Annotated in this window: 12 protein-coding genes; 8 read left to right on the forward strand and 4 right to left on the reverse strand. The window is 62.4% G+C overall.

The window, feature by feature from the left end:
• Position 1: 1 nt before the first annotated feature.
• The 8 genes from sdhA to QD208_RS01525 all read left to right on the forward strand — a co-directional run bounded on the left by sdhA (position 2) and on the right by QD208_RS01525 (position 11,873).
• A complete protein-coding gene (gene sdhA, locus QD208_RS01490) occupies positions 2-1,774 on the forward strand; it encodes a succinate dehydrogenase flavoprotein subunit (protein WP_043333106.1) in 1,773 nt (590 codons plus the stop codon).
• A 159-nt stretch (positions 1,775-1,933) separates the two neighbouring features.
• A complete protein-coding gene (locus tag QD208_RS01495; protein WP_043333105.1) occupies positions 1,934-2,638 on the forward strand; it encodes a succinate dehydrogenase iron-sulfur subunit in 705 nt (234 codons plus the stop codon).
• A 227-nt stretch (positions 2,639-2,865) separates the two neighbouring features.
• Positions 2,866-5,700: a 2-oxoglutarate dehydrogenase E1 component gene (locus tag QD208_RS01500; RefSeq protein WP_279835390.1), complete on the forward strand. Its 2,835-nt coding sequence runs from the start codon at positions 2,866-2,868 to the stop codon at positions 5,698-5,700.
• A gap of 51 nt (positions 5,701-5,751) precedes the next feature.
• Positions 5,752-7,332: a 2-oxoglutarate dehydrogenase complex dihydrolipoyllysine-residue succinyltransferase gene (odhB, locus tag QD208_RS01505; protein WP_131431292.1), complete on the forward strand. Its 1,581-nt coding sequence runs from the start codon at positions 5,752-5,754 to the stop codon at positions 7,330-7,332.
• Positions 7,333-7,445: 113 nt separating this feature from the next.
• A complete protein-coding gene (gene lpdA, locus QD208_RS01510) occupies positions 7,446-8,885 on the forward strand; it encodes a dihydrolipoyl dehydrogenase (protein ID WP_043334000.1) in 1,440 nt (479 codons plus the stop codon).
• A gap of 108 nt (positions 8,886-8,993) precedes the next feature.
• Positions 8,994-10,160 (forward strand): ADP-forming succinate--CoA ligase subunit beta, encoded by a 1,167-nt coding sequence (gene sucC / locus QD208_RS01515; protein WP_279835391.1) that lies wholly within the window; start codon positions 8,994-8,996, stop codon positions 10,158-10,160.
• On the forward strand, positions 10,160-11,032 hold the full coding sequence (sucD, locus tag QD208_RS01520; protein WP_043333998.1) for a succinate--CoA ligase subunit alpha: 873 nt from the start codon (positions 10,160-10,162) through the stop codon (positions 11,030-11,032). The genes sucC and sucD overlap by 1 nt, the downstream gene beginning before the upstream one ends.
• Before the next feature lie 298 nt (positions 11,033-11,330).
• The gene (locus tag QD208_RS01525) at positions 11,331-11,873 is read left to right on the forward strand and encodes a DUF302 domain-containing protein (RefSeq protein ID WP_107335512.1); all 543 of its coding nucleotides are present in this window, start codon (positions 11,331-11,333) and stop codon (positions 11,871-11,873) included.
• Between the two features lie 181 nt (positions 11,874-12,054).
• Here the strand turns inward: QD208_RS01525 and glpQ are convergent, their stop codons facing one another.
• The 4 genes from glpQ to QD208_RS01545 all read right to left on the reverse strand — a co-directional run bounded on the left by glpQ (position 12,055) and on the right by QD208_RS01545 (position 16,378).
• Positions 12,055-13,215 carry a glycerophosphodiester phosphodiesterase gene (glpQ, locus tag QD208_RS01530; RefSeq protein WP_279835393.1) on the reverse strand — a complete coding sequence of 387 codons (1,161 nt, stop codon included), beginning with the start codon at positions 13,213-13,215 and terminating at the stop codon, positions 12,055-12,057.
• 134 nt (positions 13,216-13,349) lie between these two features.
• Entirely contained in the window at positions 13,350-14,354 is a 1,005-nt protein-coding gene (locus QD208_RS01535) for a lysylphosphatidylglycerol synthase transmembrane domain-containing protein (RefSeq protein WP_279835394.1), read from the reverse strand.
• A gap of 64 nt (positions 14,355-14,418) precedes the next feature.
• Entirely contained in the window at positions 14,419-15,261 is an 843-nt protein-coding gene (locus tag QD208_RS01540; RefSeq protein WP_279835397.1) for a polysaccharide deacetylase family protein, read from the reverse strand.
• Positions 15,254-16,378 (reverse strand): glycosyltransferase family 1 protein, encoded by a 1,125-nt coding sequence (locus tag QD208_RS01545; RefSeq protein ID WP_043333996.1) that lies wholly within the window; start codon positions 16,376-16,378, stop codon positions 15,254-15,256. The genes QD208_RS01540 and QD208_RS01545 overlap by 8 nt, the downstream gene beginning before the upstream one ends.
• Positions 16,379-16,462: the final 84 nt, after the last annotated feature.

Below are 16,462 nucleotides of genomic sequence, written 5' to 3' on the forward strand. Positions count from 1 at the left end.
CATGTCCACCATGCGTAGCCTGACATTCGACGCGATCATCATCGGCGGCGGCGGCGCTGGCCTGCGTGCCGGTCTCGAACTGTCCCAGTCCGGCAAGAAGACCGCCGTGCTGTCCAAGGTCTTCCCGACCCGCTCGCATACTGTCTCTGCCCAGGGCGGTATCACCTGTGCCATCGCTTCTGCTGATCCGAATGATGATTGGCGCTGGCACATGTATGACACCGTCAAGGGTGGCGATTACATCGCTGATCAGGACGCTGCGGAATATATGTGTACCGAAGGCCCGAAAGCGGTCTTCGAGCTTGAGCACATGGGGCTGCCGTTCTCCCGTTTCGACAACGGCCGCATCTATCAGCGTCCGTTCGGTGGCCAGTCCAAGGACTTCGGCAAGGGCGGCCAGGCGGCTCGTACCTGCGCCGCGGCTGACCGTACCGGTCACGCCCTGCTGCACACTCTGTATCAGGCCAACCTGAAGAACGGCACCGTCTTCCTCGACGAGTGGTACGCCATCGATCTGGTCAAGAATGCCAACGGCGATATCGTCGGCGTGATTGCCCTGTGCATCGAGACCGGCGAGACCGTGGTCGTGAAGTCCAAGGCCACCGTTCTGGCCACTGGCGGTGCGGGCCGTATCTACGCCTCCACCACCAATGCCCTGATCAACACCGGCGACGGTATCGGCATGGCACTGCGTGCCGGCCTGCCGGTCCAGGACATGGAAATGTGGCAGTTCCACCCGACCGGAATTCACGGTGCGGGCGTGCTGGTCACCGAAGGTTGCCGCGGTGAAGGTGGCTACCTGGTCAACAAGGACGGCGAGCGCTTCATGGAGCGTTATGCGCCGAACGCCAAGGACCTCGCGGGCCGTGACGTCGTCGCGCGCTCCATGGTGCTGGAAATCCTCGAAGGCCGTGGCTGTGGCGAGAATGGCGACCACGTCTTCCTGAAGCTGGATCACTTGGGTGAGGAAGTGCTGAACAAGCGCCTGCCGGGTATCTCCGAGCTGTCCAAGACCTTCGCGCACGTCGACCCGACCAACGCGCCGATCCCGGTCGTGCCGACCTGCCACTACATGATGGGCGGCATCGCCACCAACGTGCACGGTCAGGCCATCGCACAGAACGAAGACGGCAGCGACCGCATCGTCAACGGCCTCTATGCCGTGGGTGAAGTGGCCTGTGTGTCCGTTCACGGCGCCAACCGTCTGGGCGGCAACTCGCTGCTGGATCTGGTCGTCTTCGGCCGCGCCGCGGGCAAGTACATCGAAAGCGCGCTCAACGAAGGTGTCGAGTACCTCGAGCCGACGCAGAGCGACATCGATGCAGCCCTGGTGCGCCTGAACCGCTGGAACGAGTCCGAAAGCGGCGAGTCCGTGCCGGAACTCAAGCGCGAACTGCAGCAGATCATGCAGAACTCCTTCGGTGTCTTCCGTCAGGAAGACAAGATGGAAGAGGGCGTCAAGCAGCTGTCCGATCTGCGTGAGCGTATCGCCAAGGCGGGTCTGTCCGACAAGTCTCAGGTCTTCAATACCGCGCGTATCGAAGCTCTCGAGCTGGACAACCTGATGGAAGTGGCCGAAGCCACTGCCATTGCGGCCCTGACCCGCAAGGAAAGCCGTGGTGCTCACTCCCGTTACGACTTCCCGGACCGTGATGACGAGAACTGGCTCAAGCATTCTCTGTTCTTCCCGAACGAGAAGCGTGTCGGCAAGCGTGATGTGAACTTCGCGCCGAAGACCGTCGAGCGTTTCGAGCCGAAGATTCGTACCTACTGAGTCTGAACCCAAGGCGCGCGTCGCGACCCGCTCGGGACGCCGCGCCTTGCTTCAGACCAAGTTCGCACTCGCTCGAGTTCACTCTCGCTTGAGTTCGCCGTGATCGAGGTGCGTGCAGGTCACCGCACGCACCTGACCCGTTTGCCCGGAGGGGAAACCATGCTTCAGGTATCCATATACCGCTACAACCCTGAAACCGATACTGCGCCGTACATGCAGGAGTTTCAGGTCGACACCCAGGGTCGTGACCTGATGGTGTTGAACGTGATGGAAATGCTTAAGGAACAGGACAGCTCGCTGGCCTATCGTCGCAGCTGCCGTGAAGGCGTCTGCGGTTCGGACGGCATGAACATGAACGGCAAGAACGGCCTGACCTGTGTCACCGCGCTGTCCGAAGTCGTCAAGGACAACAAGCTGGTGCTGCGTCCGCTGCCGGGCCTGCCGGTCGTGCGTGACCTGGTCGTCGACATGAGCATCTTCTACAAGCAGTACGAGCGCATCCAGCCGTACCTGCTCAACGACACGCCGGCGCCGGCCATCGAGCGTCTGCAGTCGCCGGAAGACCGTGACAAGCTCGACGGTCTCTACGAGTGCATCCTGTGTGCCTGCTGCTCGACTGCCTGCCCGTCCTTCTGGTGGAACCCGGACAAGTTCGTCGGTCCGAGCGGTCTGCTGCAGGCCTATCGCTTCCTGGCGGACTCGCGTGACACCGCCACCAAGGAGCGTTTGAGCGAGCTGGACGACCCGTTTGCCGTATTCCGTTGTCGCGGAATCATGAATTGTGTCGCGGTTTGCCCCAAGGGTCTGAACCCGACACGTGCCATCGGCAAGATTCGTGAGCTTTTGCTGGCAAACGCCACTTAAAAGCCGCGCCTTAGCTTGCTATGATGCACGTCAGCTGCGGCAGGGTGTCACACCTTGTCGCAGCGCACAGCTTGCTGAAGCCGGTGCCTTGTGCACCGGCTTTTGACGATAAAAGAAGACTCAGATGGTGAAGGCCTCCATGGTTTCGCCATACAGGGCATAATCGAGTGACGCCGACAGCGCTTGTCAGGCGCCTACCCCACCCCATCAGTCAGGGTGACCGAGAGATGCAAGAAGGCACAATGGAGTTGATGTGGCGCACTTCCCATATGAGCGGGGGGAATGTCCACTACGTAGAAGATCTCTACGAGCGTTATCTTGTCGACCCGAATGAGGTTCCCGACGAGTGGCGCAACTACTTTGATACTCTGCCGCGTCATGACGGCAGCCCCTCCCAGGATGTTCCGCTAGCGCCGATCCGTGATCAGTTCTACGAGATGGGTCGCAACAGTCGCCGCCCGGTGGCTGTCTCTGCGGGCGAAAGCAGCGAGAACAAGAAGCAGGTTCGTGTTCTCCAGCTGATCAACGCCTACCGCTTCCGTGGCCACCAGAAGGCGGATATCGATCCCCTCGGCCTGCGCAAGCCGGCACCGGTGCCGGACCTCGAACTGTCCTTCCATCAGCTGTCCGCCGCTGACATGGACGTCGAGTTCCAGACCGGCTCGCTGTTCCTCGGCAAGGATGTTGCACCGCTCAAGGAAATCCACGCCGCGCTGGAGCAGACCTACTGCCGCAGCATCGGCGCCGAGTTCATGCACATCGTCAACACGGAAGAGAAGCGCTGGCTGCAGCAGCGTTTCGAGTCCGTACGTTCCAAGCCGAACTTCTCACGCGATGTCCGTCATCACGTGCTGGAACGTCTGACCGCCGCCGAAGGCCTCGAGAGCTATCTCGCCAGCAAGTACCCGGGCACCAAGCGCTTTGGTCTGGAAGGCGGCGAATCCTTCATTCCGATGATGGATGAGCTGATCCAGCGCAGCGGCAAGTACGGTACCAAGGAAGTCGTGATCGGCATGGCCCACCGTGGCCGTCTCAACCTGCTGGTCAACCTGCTGGGCAAGAGCCCGTCAGAGCTGATCGAGGAATTCGATGGCAAGAAGCAGATTGCCAAGGGTTCCGGCGACGTGAAGTACCACCAGGGCTTCAGCTCGAATGTCATGACCCCGGGCGGCGAAGTCCACCTGGCGCTGGCGTTCAACCCGTCGCACCTGGAAATCGTCTCTCCGGTGGTGGAAGGCTCCGTGCGTGCCCGTCAGGACCGTCGCGAAGACAGCGAAGGCGACAGCGTACTGCCGATCTCCATCCACGGTGACGCGGCATTCGCCGGTCAGGGCGTGGTCATGGAAACCTTCCAGATGTCGCAGACCCGTGCCTACAAGACGGGCGGTACCGTGCATGTCGTCATCAACAACCAGGTGGGCTTCACCACCTCGCGTGCCGATGATGCTCGCTCGACCGAATACTGCACCGACATCGCCAAGATGGTTCAGGCGCCGATCATCCACGTCAATGGAGATGATCCGGACGCCGTGCTGCACGCCGCTCAGGTCGCCATCGACTACCGTCAGCAGTTCAAGCGTGACGTCGTGCTCGACCTCGTGTGTTACCGCAAGCGCGGTCACAACGAAGCCGACGAGCCGTCCGGTACCCAGCCGCTGATGTACGCCAAGATCAAGTCCCAGAAGACTGCCCGCGAGAAGTATGCGGACCGTCTGGTCGAGGAAGGCGTGCTCAGCGCGGAAGAGACCAAGCACCTGGTCGACCAGTACCGTGCTGACCTGGATGCCGGCAACCACGTTGCCAATGCGCTGGTGAAGCAGCCCAACACCGGTCTGTTCGTCGATTGGACGCCGTACCTGGGCCACGAGTGGACCGGCGTTGCCGATACCTCGATGGACATGAAGCAGCTGCAGGCCCTCGCCAACAAGATGTGCGAAGTGCCGGACGGCATCTCGGTCCAGCGTCAGGTCAACAAGATCTACGAAGACCGTCGCAAGATGGCCGCTGGTGGCATGCCGCTGAACTGGGGCTTCGCCGAGACACTGGCCTACGCCACCCTGGTCGATGCCGACCATCCGGTGCGTATCACCGGTCAGGACGTGGGTCGCGGTACCTTCTCCCACCGTCACGCGGTGGTGCACAACCAGAAGGATGGCGACACCTACGTGCCGCTGCAGCACATCAAGGATGGTCAGGCGACCTTCACCATCCATGACTCCTACCTCTCCGAGGAAGCGGTGCTGGCCTTTGAATATGGCTATGCCACCACCATGCCCAAGGCATTGGTCGTGTGGGAAGCCCAGTTCGGTGACTTCGCCAACGGCGCCCAGGTGGTGATGGACCAGTTCATCTCCTCCGGCGAGAGCAAATGGGGCCGCCTGTGTGGTCTGACCATGCTGCTGCCGCACGGCTACGAGGGTCAGGGCCCGGAGCACAGCTCCGCACGCCTCGAGCGTTACCTCCAGCTGTGTGCCGAGCACAACATGCAGGTATGCATGCCGACCACGCCGGCGCAGATCTATCATCTGCTGCGTCGTCAGGTCATCCGCTCGCTGCGCAAGCCGCTGGTCGTGCTGTCACCCAAGTCTCTGCTGCGTCACAAGGAAGCGACTTCCACCCTCGACGAACTGGCCGATGGCCGCTTCGAGATGGTGCTGTCCGACAAGGGCAACCTGGAAGCTTCCAAGGTCAAGCGCGTCGTGCTGTGTGCGGGCAAGGTCTACTATGACCTGGCCGCCTATCGCGCCGAGCAGGGCCGTGAAGATGTTGCCGTCATCCGTGTCGAGCAGCTCTATCCCTTCCCGAAGGAAGAGCTCCAGGCCGCCATCGCCGACTACGAGAATCTCGAGCAGGTGATGTGGTGTCAGGAAGAGCCGCTCAACCAGGGTGCCTGGTATCAGAGTCAGCACCATATGCGTCAGGTCGCTGAGCAGCACCGTCAGGGGCTTGGCATGAGCCTGGACTTCGCCGGACGCCCGGCCTCTGCGGCACCTGCCGCGGGCTACATGTCCGTTCATAACGAGCAGCAGCGCCAGCTGGTCGACGACGCCTTCAACAAGTAAAGGCTCGCGACCCGCAAGGGCACCGAGAGAGAATTGAGTTAAGGAACTCCAATGGCTATCGATATCAAAGCGCCGTCTTTTCCGGAATCCGTCGCCGAAGGCACTGTGGCGACCTGGCACAAGCAGCCCGGCGACAGCGTCGAGCGTGACGAGTTGATCGTCGAGATCGAGACCGACAAGGTCGTGCTGGAAGTCGTCGCACCGCAGGACGGCACCCTGGGCGAGATCAAGGTTCAGGAAGGCGACACCTGCGAGTCCGAGCAAGTGCTGGGCTCCATCGGTGATGCAGACGCCGCTGCGTCTTCTGACGCCAAGGACGACTCCGCCGCTGAAGAGAGCAAGGACGACGCCAAGGCCGACAGCAAGCCGGCCGCCGGTGGCGAAGGCAAGACGCTGGAAGTCAAGGCGCCGAGCTTCCCGGAATCCGTTGCCGAAGGCACCGTCGCTACCTGGCACAAGAAGGTCGGTGAAGCCTGCGAGCGCGACGAGCTGATCGTCGAGATCGAGACCGACAAGGTCGTGCTGGAAGTCGTGGCTCCGGCCGACGGCGCCCTGAGCGAGATCAAGGTCGAGGAAGGCGATACCTGCGAGACTGAAGCCGTACTGGCACTGTTCAGCGCTGGTGCTTCCGGTGGCGCCGCGCCTGCCGCTGAGGCAAGCGACGACAAGTCCGGCTCTGACGAAGGTCAGGACGAGAAGGTCGGCGACAAGATCCTCGCCCCGGCAGCGCGCAAGATGGTCGCCGAGCACGATCTGGACGTCAGCAAGCTGGTCGGTACCGGCAAGGGCGGTCGCGTGCTGAAGGAAGACGTGGCCAAGGCCGTCAAGGAAGGCACTGCGGCCAAGTCCGCTGCCAAGCCGGCTGCCAAGTCCGGCGCTTCCAAGTCTGATGCCAAGGCCGCGCCGAAATCTGCACCGACCTTCGAGGGCGAGCGTCCCGAGAAGCGCGTGCCGATGAGCCGCATGCGTCAGACCATCGCCAAGCGTCTGGTCAATGCCCAGCAGACTGCCGCCATGCTCACCACTTACAACGAAGTGGACATGAGCGCGGTGATGGAACTGCGCAAGCAGTACAAGGACACCTTCCAGAAGGTGCACGACACCAAGCTCGGCTTCATGGGCTTCTTCGTCAAGGCGGCCACCGAAGCGCTCAAGCGCTTCCCGGACGTCAATGCCTCCATCGACGGCACCGACATCGTCTACCACGGTTACCAGGACATCGGTGTGGCCGTGTCTTCCGACCGCGGTCTGGTCGTGCCGGTGCTGCGTGATACCGACAGCATGAAGCTCGCCGATGTCGAAAAGACCATCGTCGACTTCGGTCAGCGTGCCCGCGCCGGCAAGCTGGGCATCGATGAGATGCAGGGCGGTACCTTCACGATCACCAACGGCGGCATCTTCGGTTCCCTGATGTCCACCCCGATCCTGAATCCGCCGCAGACCGCCATCCTGGGCATGCACAAGATCCAGGAGCGTCCGATGGCCGTGAATGGTCAGGTCGTCATCCGTCCGATGATGTATCTGGCACTGTCCTACGATCACCGCATGATCGATGGCAAGGATGCAGTCCAGTTCCTCGTCGCCATCAAGGACCTGCTGGAAGATCCGGCTCGTTTCCTGCTCGACGTCTGAGACCGCAATGTCTCACGCCCTTGAGGATCTCGAGGGCGTGAGCGGCCCCGGCGGGTGGCACTGACACTCGCCGGGTTGCCAACCCGAATCGAACTGCACCAACAGGAAGAGACATGGCCGATAAATTTGATGTGATCGTCATTGGCGCTGGCCCTGGTGGCTATGTTGCCGCTATCCGCGCTGCTCAGCTGGGTCTGAAGACCGCCTGCGTCGAGAAGTGGGTCAACAAGGAAGGCAAGGTCGTTCACGGCGGTACCTGCCTGAACGTCGGCTGCATTCCGTCCAAGGCATTGCTGGAAACCTCGCACAAGTACGTCGAAGCGCGTGATGAGTTCGCCGAACTGGGCATCAAGGCCGACGGCGTCGAGATCGACGTGGCCAAGATGATCGAGCGCAAGGCGCAGATCGTGAAGAACCTGACCGGCGGTATCTCCGGTCTGTTCAAGGCCAACGGTGTCACCGCGCTGGAAGGTACCGGCAAGGTGCTGCCGAACAAGCAGGTCGAAGTGACCGATCACGACGGTGGCAAGGCGACCTACGAAGCCGAGAACATCGTCATCGCGTCCGGTTCCGTGCCGGTCGAGATTCCGCCGACGCCGCTGACCGAAGGTCTGATCGTCGATTCCACCGGCGCGCTCGAGTTCGACGAAGCGCCGAAGCGTCTGGGTGTCATCGGTGCCGGTGTCATCGGTCTCGAGCTCGGTAGCGTGTGGAGCCGTTGCGGTTCTGAAGTCACCGTGCTGGAAGCGGTCGACAGCTTCCTGCCGATGGTCGATGCGGCCGTCGCCAAGGAAGCCCAGAAGCTGCTCAAGAAGCAGGGTCTGGACATCAAGCTCGGCGCCCGTGTGACCGGTTCCGACATCAAGGACAGCGAAGTCGTCGTCAAGTACACCGACGCCAACGGCGAACAGGAACAGACCTTCGACAAGATCATCGTCGCGGTCGGCCGTCGTCCGTACACCCAGAGCCTGCTCGACAGCGATGTCGGCATCAATCTGGACGAGCGTGGCTTCATCCACGTCGACGACCAGTGCGCGACCAGCGTGCCGGGCGTCTACGCCATCGGTGACGTGGTGCGTGGCCCGATGCTGGCGCACAAGGCCTCTGAAGAGGGCGTGATGGTTGCCGACATCATCGCCGGCCACAAGGCCGAGATGAACTACGACGCCATCCCGAGCATCATCTACACCTTCCCGGAAGTGGCGTGGGTCGGCAAGACCGAACAACAAGCCAAGTCCGAAGGCATCGAAGTCAAGACCGGCAGCTTCCCGTTCGCGGCAAGCGGTCGTGCCATGGCCAACAATGCCACTGAAGGTCTGGCCAAGATCATTGCCGACGCTGAGACTGATCGCGTCCTGGGCGTTCATATCATCGGCCAGCATGCCGGTGAGCTGATCGCACAGGGTGTGACTGCCCTCGAGTTCGGCGCAAGCGCCGAAGACCTCGCGTTGATCTGTACAGCTCACCCGACCCTGTCGGAAGCCGTACACGAAGCCGCGCTGGCCGTTGACGGGCATGCGATTCACATCGCAAACCGCAAGAAGCGCAAGTAAGCGTCCTTCCGAACAAGAGGCGCGTCGCCCCGGCCAGGCCGGGGCGAACGGTGGCAGTGGCATCTTGCGACTGCCGTTCGAGTCTAATGCAACCAATGGCATGACACGATGAACCTTCACGAATATCAGGCAAAACAACTTTTTGCCGACTATGGCCTGCCGGTGTCCAAGGGCTTTGCCGTTGACACCCCGGAAGACGCTGCTGAAGCGTGCAAGAAGATTGGCGGCGACAAGTGGGTCGTCAAGGCACAGGTCCACGCAGGTGGCCGCGGCAAGGCTGGCGGCGTCAAGCTGGTCGACAGCGCACAAGCCGCTTCCGACTTCGCGACCCAGTGGCTGGGCAAGAACCTGGTGACCTACCAGACTGACGAAAACGGTCAGCCGGTCACCAAGATTCTCGTCGAGAACTGCACCGACATCGCCGAAGAGCTGTACCTAGGCGCCGTCGTTGACCGCACCACTCGTCGCATCGTCTTCATGGCTTCCACCGAAGGCGGCGTGGAAATCGAGAAGGTTGCTGAAGAGACGCCGGAAAAGATCCTGAAAGCCGAGATCGATCCGCTGGTCGGCGCACAGCCGTACCAGGCGCGTGAACTGGCCTTCAAGCTGGGTCTGAACCCGACCCAGATCAAGCAGTTCACCAAGATCTTCCTGGGTCTGGCGAAGATGTTCGCCGACAAGGATTTCGCGCTGCTGGAAATTAACCCGCTGGTCATCACCGACGAAGGCAACCTCCACTGCCTCGACGGCAAGATCAACATCGACGCCAACGCCGTCTACCGTCACCCGGACCTGCAGGCGATGCACGATCCGTCTCAGGAAGACGAGCGTGAAGCGCATGCTGCCAAGTTCGAACTGAACTACGTTGCCCTCGACGGCAACATCGGCTGCATGGTCAACGGCGCAGGCCTGGCGATGGGCACCATGGACATCGTCAACCTGAACGGCGGCAAGCCGGCCAACTTCCTCGACGTGGGTGGCGGTGCTACCAAGGAACGCGTTGCAGAAGCATTCAAGATCATCCTGTCCGACGACAACGTCAAAGCTGTTCTGGTGAACATCTTCGGCGGCATCGTGCGTTGTGACATGATCGCCGAAGGCATCATCGGTGCCGTCGAGCAGGTCGGTGTCAACGTGCCGGTCGTGGTGCGTCTGGAAGGTAACAACGCTGAACTCGGCGCCAAGAAGCTGGCCGAAAGCGGTCTGAACATCATCGCTGCTACCAGCCTGACTGACGCGGCGCAGCAGGTTGTCAAAGCTGCGGAGGGCAAGTAATGAGCATTTTGATCGACAAGAACACCAAGGTGATCTGCCAGGGCTTCACTGGCGGCCAGGGTACCTTCCACTCTGAACAAGCCATCGCCTACGGCACCAAGATGGTCGGTGGCGTGACGCCGGGCAAGGGTGGTCAGACTCACCTGGGCCTGCCGGTGTTCAACACCGTCGCCGAAGCCGTTGCCGAGACTGGCGCTGAAGCGTCCGTCATCTACGTGCCGGCACCGTTCTGCAAGGATTCCATCCTTGAAGCGGCCAATGCAGGCATCAAGCTGATCGTCTGCATCACCGAAGGCGTGCCGACTCTCGACATGCTGGAAGTCAAGGTCAAGTGCGACGAGCTGGGCGCGCGCGTCATCGGTCCGAACTGCCCGGGTGTCATCACTCCGGGTGAGTGCAAGATCGGTATCATGCCGGGTCACATCCACCAGCCGGGCAAGGTCGGTATCGTGTCTCGTTCCGGCACCCTGACCTACGAAGCCGTCAAGCAGACCACTGACCACGGTTTCGGTCAGTCCAGCTGTGTCGGCATCGGCGGCGACCCGATCCCGGGTTCCAACTTCATCGACATCCTCGAGATGTTCGAGAAGGACCCGAAGACCGAAGCCATCGTCATGATCGGCGAGATCGGCGGTTCTGCTGAAGAAGAAGCCGCTGCCTACATCAAGGCGAACGTCACCAAGCCGGTCGTCTCCTACATCGCTGGTGTGACTGCGCCTCCGGGCAAGCGCATGGGCCATGCAGGCGCCATCATCTCCGGCGGCAAGGGTACTGCCGACGAGAAGTTCGCGGCTCTGGAAGCGGCTGGCGTCAAGACTGTGCGTTCACTCGCGCAGATCGGCGATGCCATCAAGGAAGTCACTGGCTGGTAAGCCATTGATCTCCTGACAGCGATCGGCGTCAAGCGGATCGCATGTCACCGAAAGGGCAGGCCCATAGGGCCTGCCCTTTTTTCGTTTCTGGCCCTCACCAGTCTCTCTCTAGTGCATGCCGGCGGGGTTACCTGCGGCCGGTGGCGCAGGCGAGGGGAGAGATGTTTCGGCTGATGCAGGCGGGGCAGGTGCGTTCATATCAAGCAGTTGCTAATCTGATGTCTGTTCATTGGCACCTGACCAAGCGACACGTGCAGATGCCCCACGGCGCAACACGACTCACTGATAAGGATGTTCCATGCTCAAGTCATTCCCCGCCCTTACGCGCTCCGCGCGCCTGCTGGCGTTGCTGTCCCTGCCGTTGGCTGCTGGCATGCCGCTGTCTGCCAGTGCAGATTCCGGCGCGGCGGCAGCCTCCGCCCCTGAAGCTTCAGCGAGCATGCAGGTGCCTGCCAAGGGCATCGAGTCGGTGACCAGTCGTGATGATGTCGCCTCCGTCCAGGCGCGTCTCGAGACGGCGCTCAAGGCCAAGGGGCTGACGCTGTTCAGCGTCATCGATCATGAGGCGGGTGCCGAGAAGGTCGGCATGGAGCTGCCCGCGACGCATACCGTCATCTTCGGCAATCCCAAGGTGGGCACTCTGTTGATGCAGTGCAACGGGGCGGCCGCTCTGGACCTGCCGCAGAAGATGCTGATTCGCGCCGTGGAGGGTGGCAGCGTGATCGAGTGGAATGATCCCCAGTACATGGCCAACCGTCATGATCTGGGCGACTGCAAGCTGCCGCTGGACAAGATCGCCGGGCTGCTCAAGGGACTGGCCGCCGAAGCGGCGGGTCAATGAAGGCAGCGCTCATCACGTGTCGATGCTGATATCGTGAACTGACAACGGGTGCTGACGATCGAGCGCTGACGATCAGGCAGGACGAAAAAGCCGGGCTCCTCATGGAGTCCGGCTTTTTGATGTTCCCCTGTCAAGGATTGACTGTGTTGTAGGGGAGCTTGCAGGGCTGCTCGTAGAGCTCTTACAGAGCCTTACCGTGCTGCTTCAGCCACTGCACGGCGCGGTCCGGGTAGTCAGTGAAGACACCATCTACCCTGGCGTCGACGAAGAAGGCGCGCAGCATGTCGTCGTAATCGCTGGCCCAGTCGGGGATGCGGCCTTCATCGAGGCGGAAGGTGTAGGGCATCACGATCAGGCCCTGCGCATGGGCTTCCTCGACCATTGGTGTGACCTTGATGTCGTCCCGGGTCGAGCTGTCCTCGATCACCATCGGCTTCCACGGCCCGATGCCATCGGCGTAGGTGGCGATGCGCTGCATGCCGCCTTCCTGATACATCCAGTCATAGTCGTAGGGCTCAAGCTTGCCCTCCGCATCCGGCTGGAAGGTCATGTCCCAGCTGGTCTCGCCCATCAGCTGCACCAGACGCAGGTCCATCTCCAGTTCGGGCTGCAGCGTGTCGTGGATGCGCTTGAGGCCATTGGGATCGAAGACCTGCACGACGGCATTGTCATCCTGCGCGACGTAGCCGTACTGCTTGAGGGTCTCGAGCACGGCTCGCGAGACCTGCTTGCCTTCCGACTGGTGGAACCAGGGCGCCTTGATCTCCACATACAGGCCGACATCGCGTCCGGTGGAGTGATTCAGGCCCTGAATCATCTCGATCTCTTCACTCAGGGTGTGCAGGCCGAAGTGCGACTTGCCCAGCGGGAAGCGCTCAGGGTAGTCGGCGACCTGCTCGCCATCCTTGATGGTGAAGCCCTCGCTGAACGACAGCTGGCGCAGCTCGTCCAGCGTGAAGTCGATGGCATAGTAGCGGCCATCATCACGCGCACGCTCGGGGAAGACCTCGGCGACATTGGTCACGCGGTCCAGGAAGCGGTCGTGCAGCACCACCAGCTGGTCATCCTTGCTCATCACCACATCCTGCTCGAGGAAGTCGGCGCCCTGGGCGTAGGCCATCGCCTTGGCCGCCAGGGTGTGCTCCGGCAGGTAGCCCGAGGCACCCCGGTGGGCGACCACGACCTTGTCGGTGCCATGGCCGGGGTCGATGCTGCGCAGGGGCCTGTCATCAGCGAGTGCCGCTGAGGTCGAGGTGGCCAGCAGCGAGCCGACCACGCCCATCATGGCCAGCGGGCGGCGAATGCGGGCGGAAGTCGGGTGACGCTGGGAAGGATGCGGCATGTGAGATCACCTTGAGCTGTGGTTATTGTATGGCCGTTCAATAAAGCCGCCTGCCAACATAACAAAGTCTTATTCATATGGCGATGATCAAGTGTTTTTCATGATGATGTCTGCAGCGATGCTCGGTCATCCTGTCATGTGGCTGCCGAGCGACGCTTGAGCAAGCTTCCCAGCATGCTGCGTCCCGCCATCACGAAGAACACCGGGGCGCCGGCGATCAGGTAGAAATAGAAGGTCACCGCTCGCCAGATCACCACGGCCGCCGCGGCACTGGCGGCGCCGATCATCGGGCTGAGCAGGGCAGTGGAGGACAGCTCCGCGCCTCCGGCACCGCCGGGCAGCAGCGTCAGCTGGCCCGCTGCCAGCGAGAGCATCTGCACGATGAAGGTCCAGCTCCAGTCGATGTCCTGCCCCAGCCCGGACACGGCCAGATAGAGGATCGAGTAGCGCAGCAGCCAATGGGCACAGCAGAGCAGGAAGATCAGGCTCAGCGTCAGGCGCGGCAGGGCGAGCGTCTCGACCAGCGCATGGCGGAAGTGGATCAGGCCCCGCGCCAGCTTGACGCGTGAGCGATGGCGTACCTTGAGCCAGCGCAGCAGGCGTCCGCTGATCTTGAGCAGGCGCCGATGATGCTTGCCCAGCGCGGCCAGCAGGCCAAAGCCGATGATCAGCAACAGCGCCGGCACGGCCAGCATCCACCCCAGGCGCAGGTCGATGGTATGCGAGAGGGCATAGAGCCCGATGCTGGCCAGCGCCGAGAGGAAGAACAGCATGTCGGTGATCTGATCGACCGCGAATACCGCCGTGGCCTGCGCCGGGCGCACCCCCTGACGTGACAGCAGCCCCATCAGGGTAAGCGGACCGCCACTGCCGCCGGGGGTGGCGCTGATGGCGAACTCGGTCGCCATCACCATGCCGACGGCGCGCCGTTGCCCCAGGTGACCGCCACGCCCGGCCAGCAGCAGACGCAACCGGCCGGCGTTCAGGTTCCAGCACATCACGATCATGCCCAGCATCAAGAGGAAGGTGTCGAGGGGGAACTGGCGCAGCTGGCCACCCAGTCCGCTGCCACCCAGCACCAGCGGTATCGCGATGACCATCACAAGGCCAGCACCCAGTAACCAGAGGGCACGATTCATGGCAGATTCCCGCAGCGGGTTGTCAACAAGGCCCATACGACGGGACTCATCCGGTAGGTGGGTCTCAGGCAGCACTGTGAGCCGCCTGGTGCGAGTTCAGTTGCGTCGTGTCAGACGTGGCGGGGGTGAGCAGCCCCTGCTGGGTCAGCCAGCCGATCTTGGTCATCGGCAGGCGCCCTTCATCGAGCAAGCGCTCGACCAGCGTCAGCCAATACTGGCGCGAGCGCGCATGGCGCATATCGACCGGATGCAGACCCAGACGCAACACCGGCGCCTGTTGCTCGCGGCTCAGCTTGCGCTGCGTCACCCACTGCGACATCAGGCGGCGTGGCGCTGAACGTGCGCTCCACACGAGTCCGGGCGCATCGATGACCGTGAAGTCAGGCAGTCGATAGAGATGCTGGGGGTCGCTGGTGTAGCGGAAGTCGAGGGACTTCAGCGCCTGACGAGTGCCGTCACTCATCAGCCAGGCAGGGGCCACGAAGCCGTCCAATGGCCAGCCGAGACGCTTGAAGAGTGCGGCGCCTTCCCGCAGGCGTCGTCTGGCTTCGGCCTCATCGAGGGGGTAGAACTCGCCTTCCCAGGTCAGCACGCGGCGCATCAGGTAATCGCGCGGGGTGCGGGGGGCTGGCGCGTCATCGCAGTGATGGAAGCCATGCAGGGCAAGCTCGTCCCCCTGTTGGCGGCGAGAGTCCAGCAGGGCGATGAATTCCGGAGCGTCTTCCAGGGCGCTGCGATGATGGAAGTCAGGCACCACCAGCCAGGTGATCGGGCAGGGATGGTTCAGGCGTGCCTGGCAGAGGGCATCCACCTCGGCGACGAAGTCCCGGTAGTCGGTCCATGTCTCGGGCGCGACATCGTGCAGGACCAGCAGAAAGTGCTGTTTGGCAGCCGGCGATTCAGCCATGGGTCACCTCCTCGAGTACCGGTTGCATGCGAGTCCCGGTGACCGCGTGATAATGGCCGAGCAAGCCATCCACGACACGGTCCCAGGCATGGTGCTTCTCGACATGCCGCCGCGCCTGGCGACCCAGTGCGGCGGGGTCATTGGCGAAGACTTCCTGCACGGCACGCGCCATGGCATGCGGCGAGTGCGGGTTGCACAGCTGACCGCAGCCCAGTGGCACATTCTCGGCCAGCGCGCCGGCGCGTGCAGCCACCACTGGTGTGCCGCAGGCCATGGCTTCCAGTACCACCAGACCGAAGGTTTCCTGGGTGCCGGCATGCAGCAGCACATCCACCGAGGCCACCAGACGCGCCACTTCGGTGCTGCTGCAGAAATGCCCGGTCACGCTGACATTGTCGGGCAGATGCCGCGGCATGCCCGAGCCGATCAACAGCAGATGGTAGTCGGGGCCGAGCAGGCGGGCGGCCTCCAGCAGCTCATCCAGATTCTTCTCGCGTGAGCCGCGACCGGCGAAGGCCAGCAGGCGCACGTGGTCTTCCAGGCCAAGCTCGCGGCGCAGGCTCTCATCGCGGCAGTCAGGGTGGAAGGTGGATAGATCGACACCCAGTGGCTGGATATGGACATTGTCGACGCCAAGTCGGTCGAGTCGGTCGGCCATCACCTGGCTGGGGGCCAACACGCGGTCAAAGTGGCGATAGAGGCGTTTGACGTAGCGATCGACGTTGGCCCCTGACCACTCGCCCAGGCGATTGGTGATCAGGCGTGGCAGGTCCGAGTGATAGAAGCCCAGTACCGGGACATCGAGCTTGCGACCGGCATCGAGTGCCGCCCACGCCGTGACGTAGGGGTCGCCGGCCTCGATGACATCCGGCTGCAGTGCCAGCAGCGTGCTGACCCAGCCGCCTCGGCGCAGGGGGAAGCGATAGCCGTTGCCGAAGGGAATGGGCGGAGCCGGCACGCTGTAGAGGTCATCACTGACACTGGTGGTCTCGCCGGGGACCAGCAGGCTGTGACGAACATCGGGCCGCGTCCGTAGACGTCGTCGCTTGGCTTCCAGGTAGGTTCTGACCCCGCCACTGGAGGGGGCATGGAACATGGTCATGTCAGCGATATGCACACGGACTCCTCAAGACCGCTTTACCGGTCGTGCGCGATGAAGATGAATCCCGACGTCACTGCCCGCCATGGCTGCCTTGTCGTG

Origin of the sequence: Cobetia sp. 29-18-1 (genome assembly GCF_029846405.1) — a bacterium.
GTDB lineage: Bacteria > Pseudomonadota > Gammaproteobacteria > Pseudomonadales > Halomonadaceae > Cobetia > Cobetia amphilecti.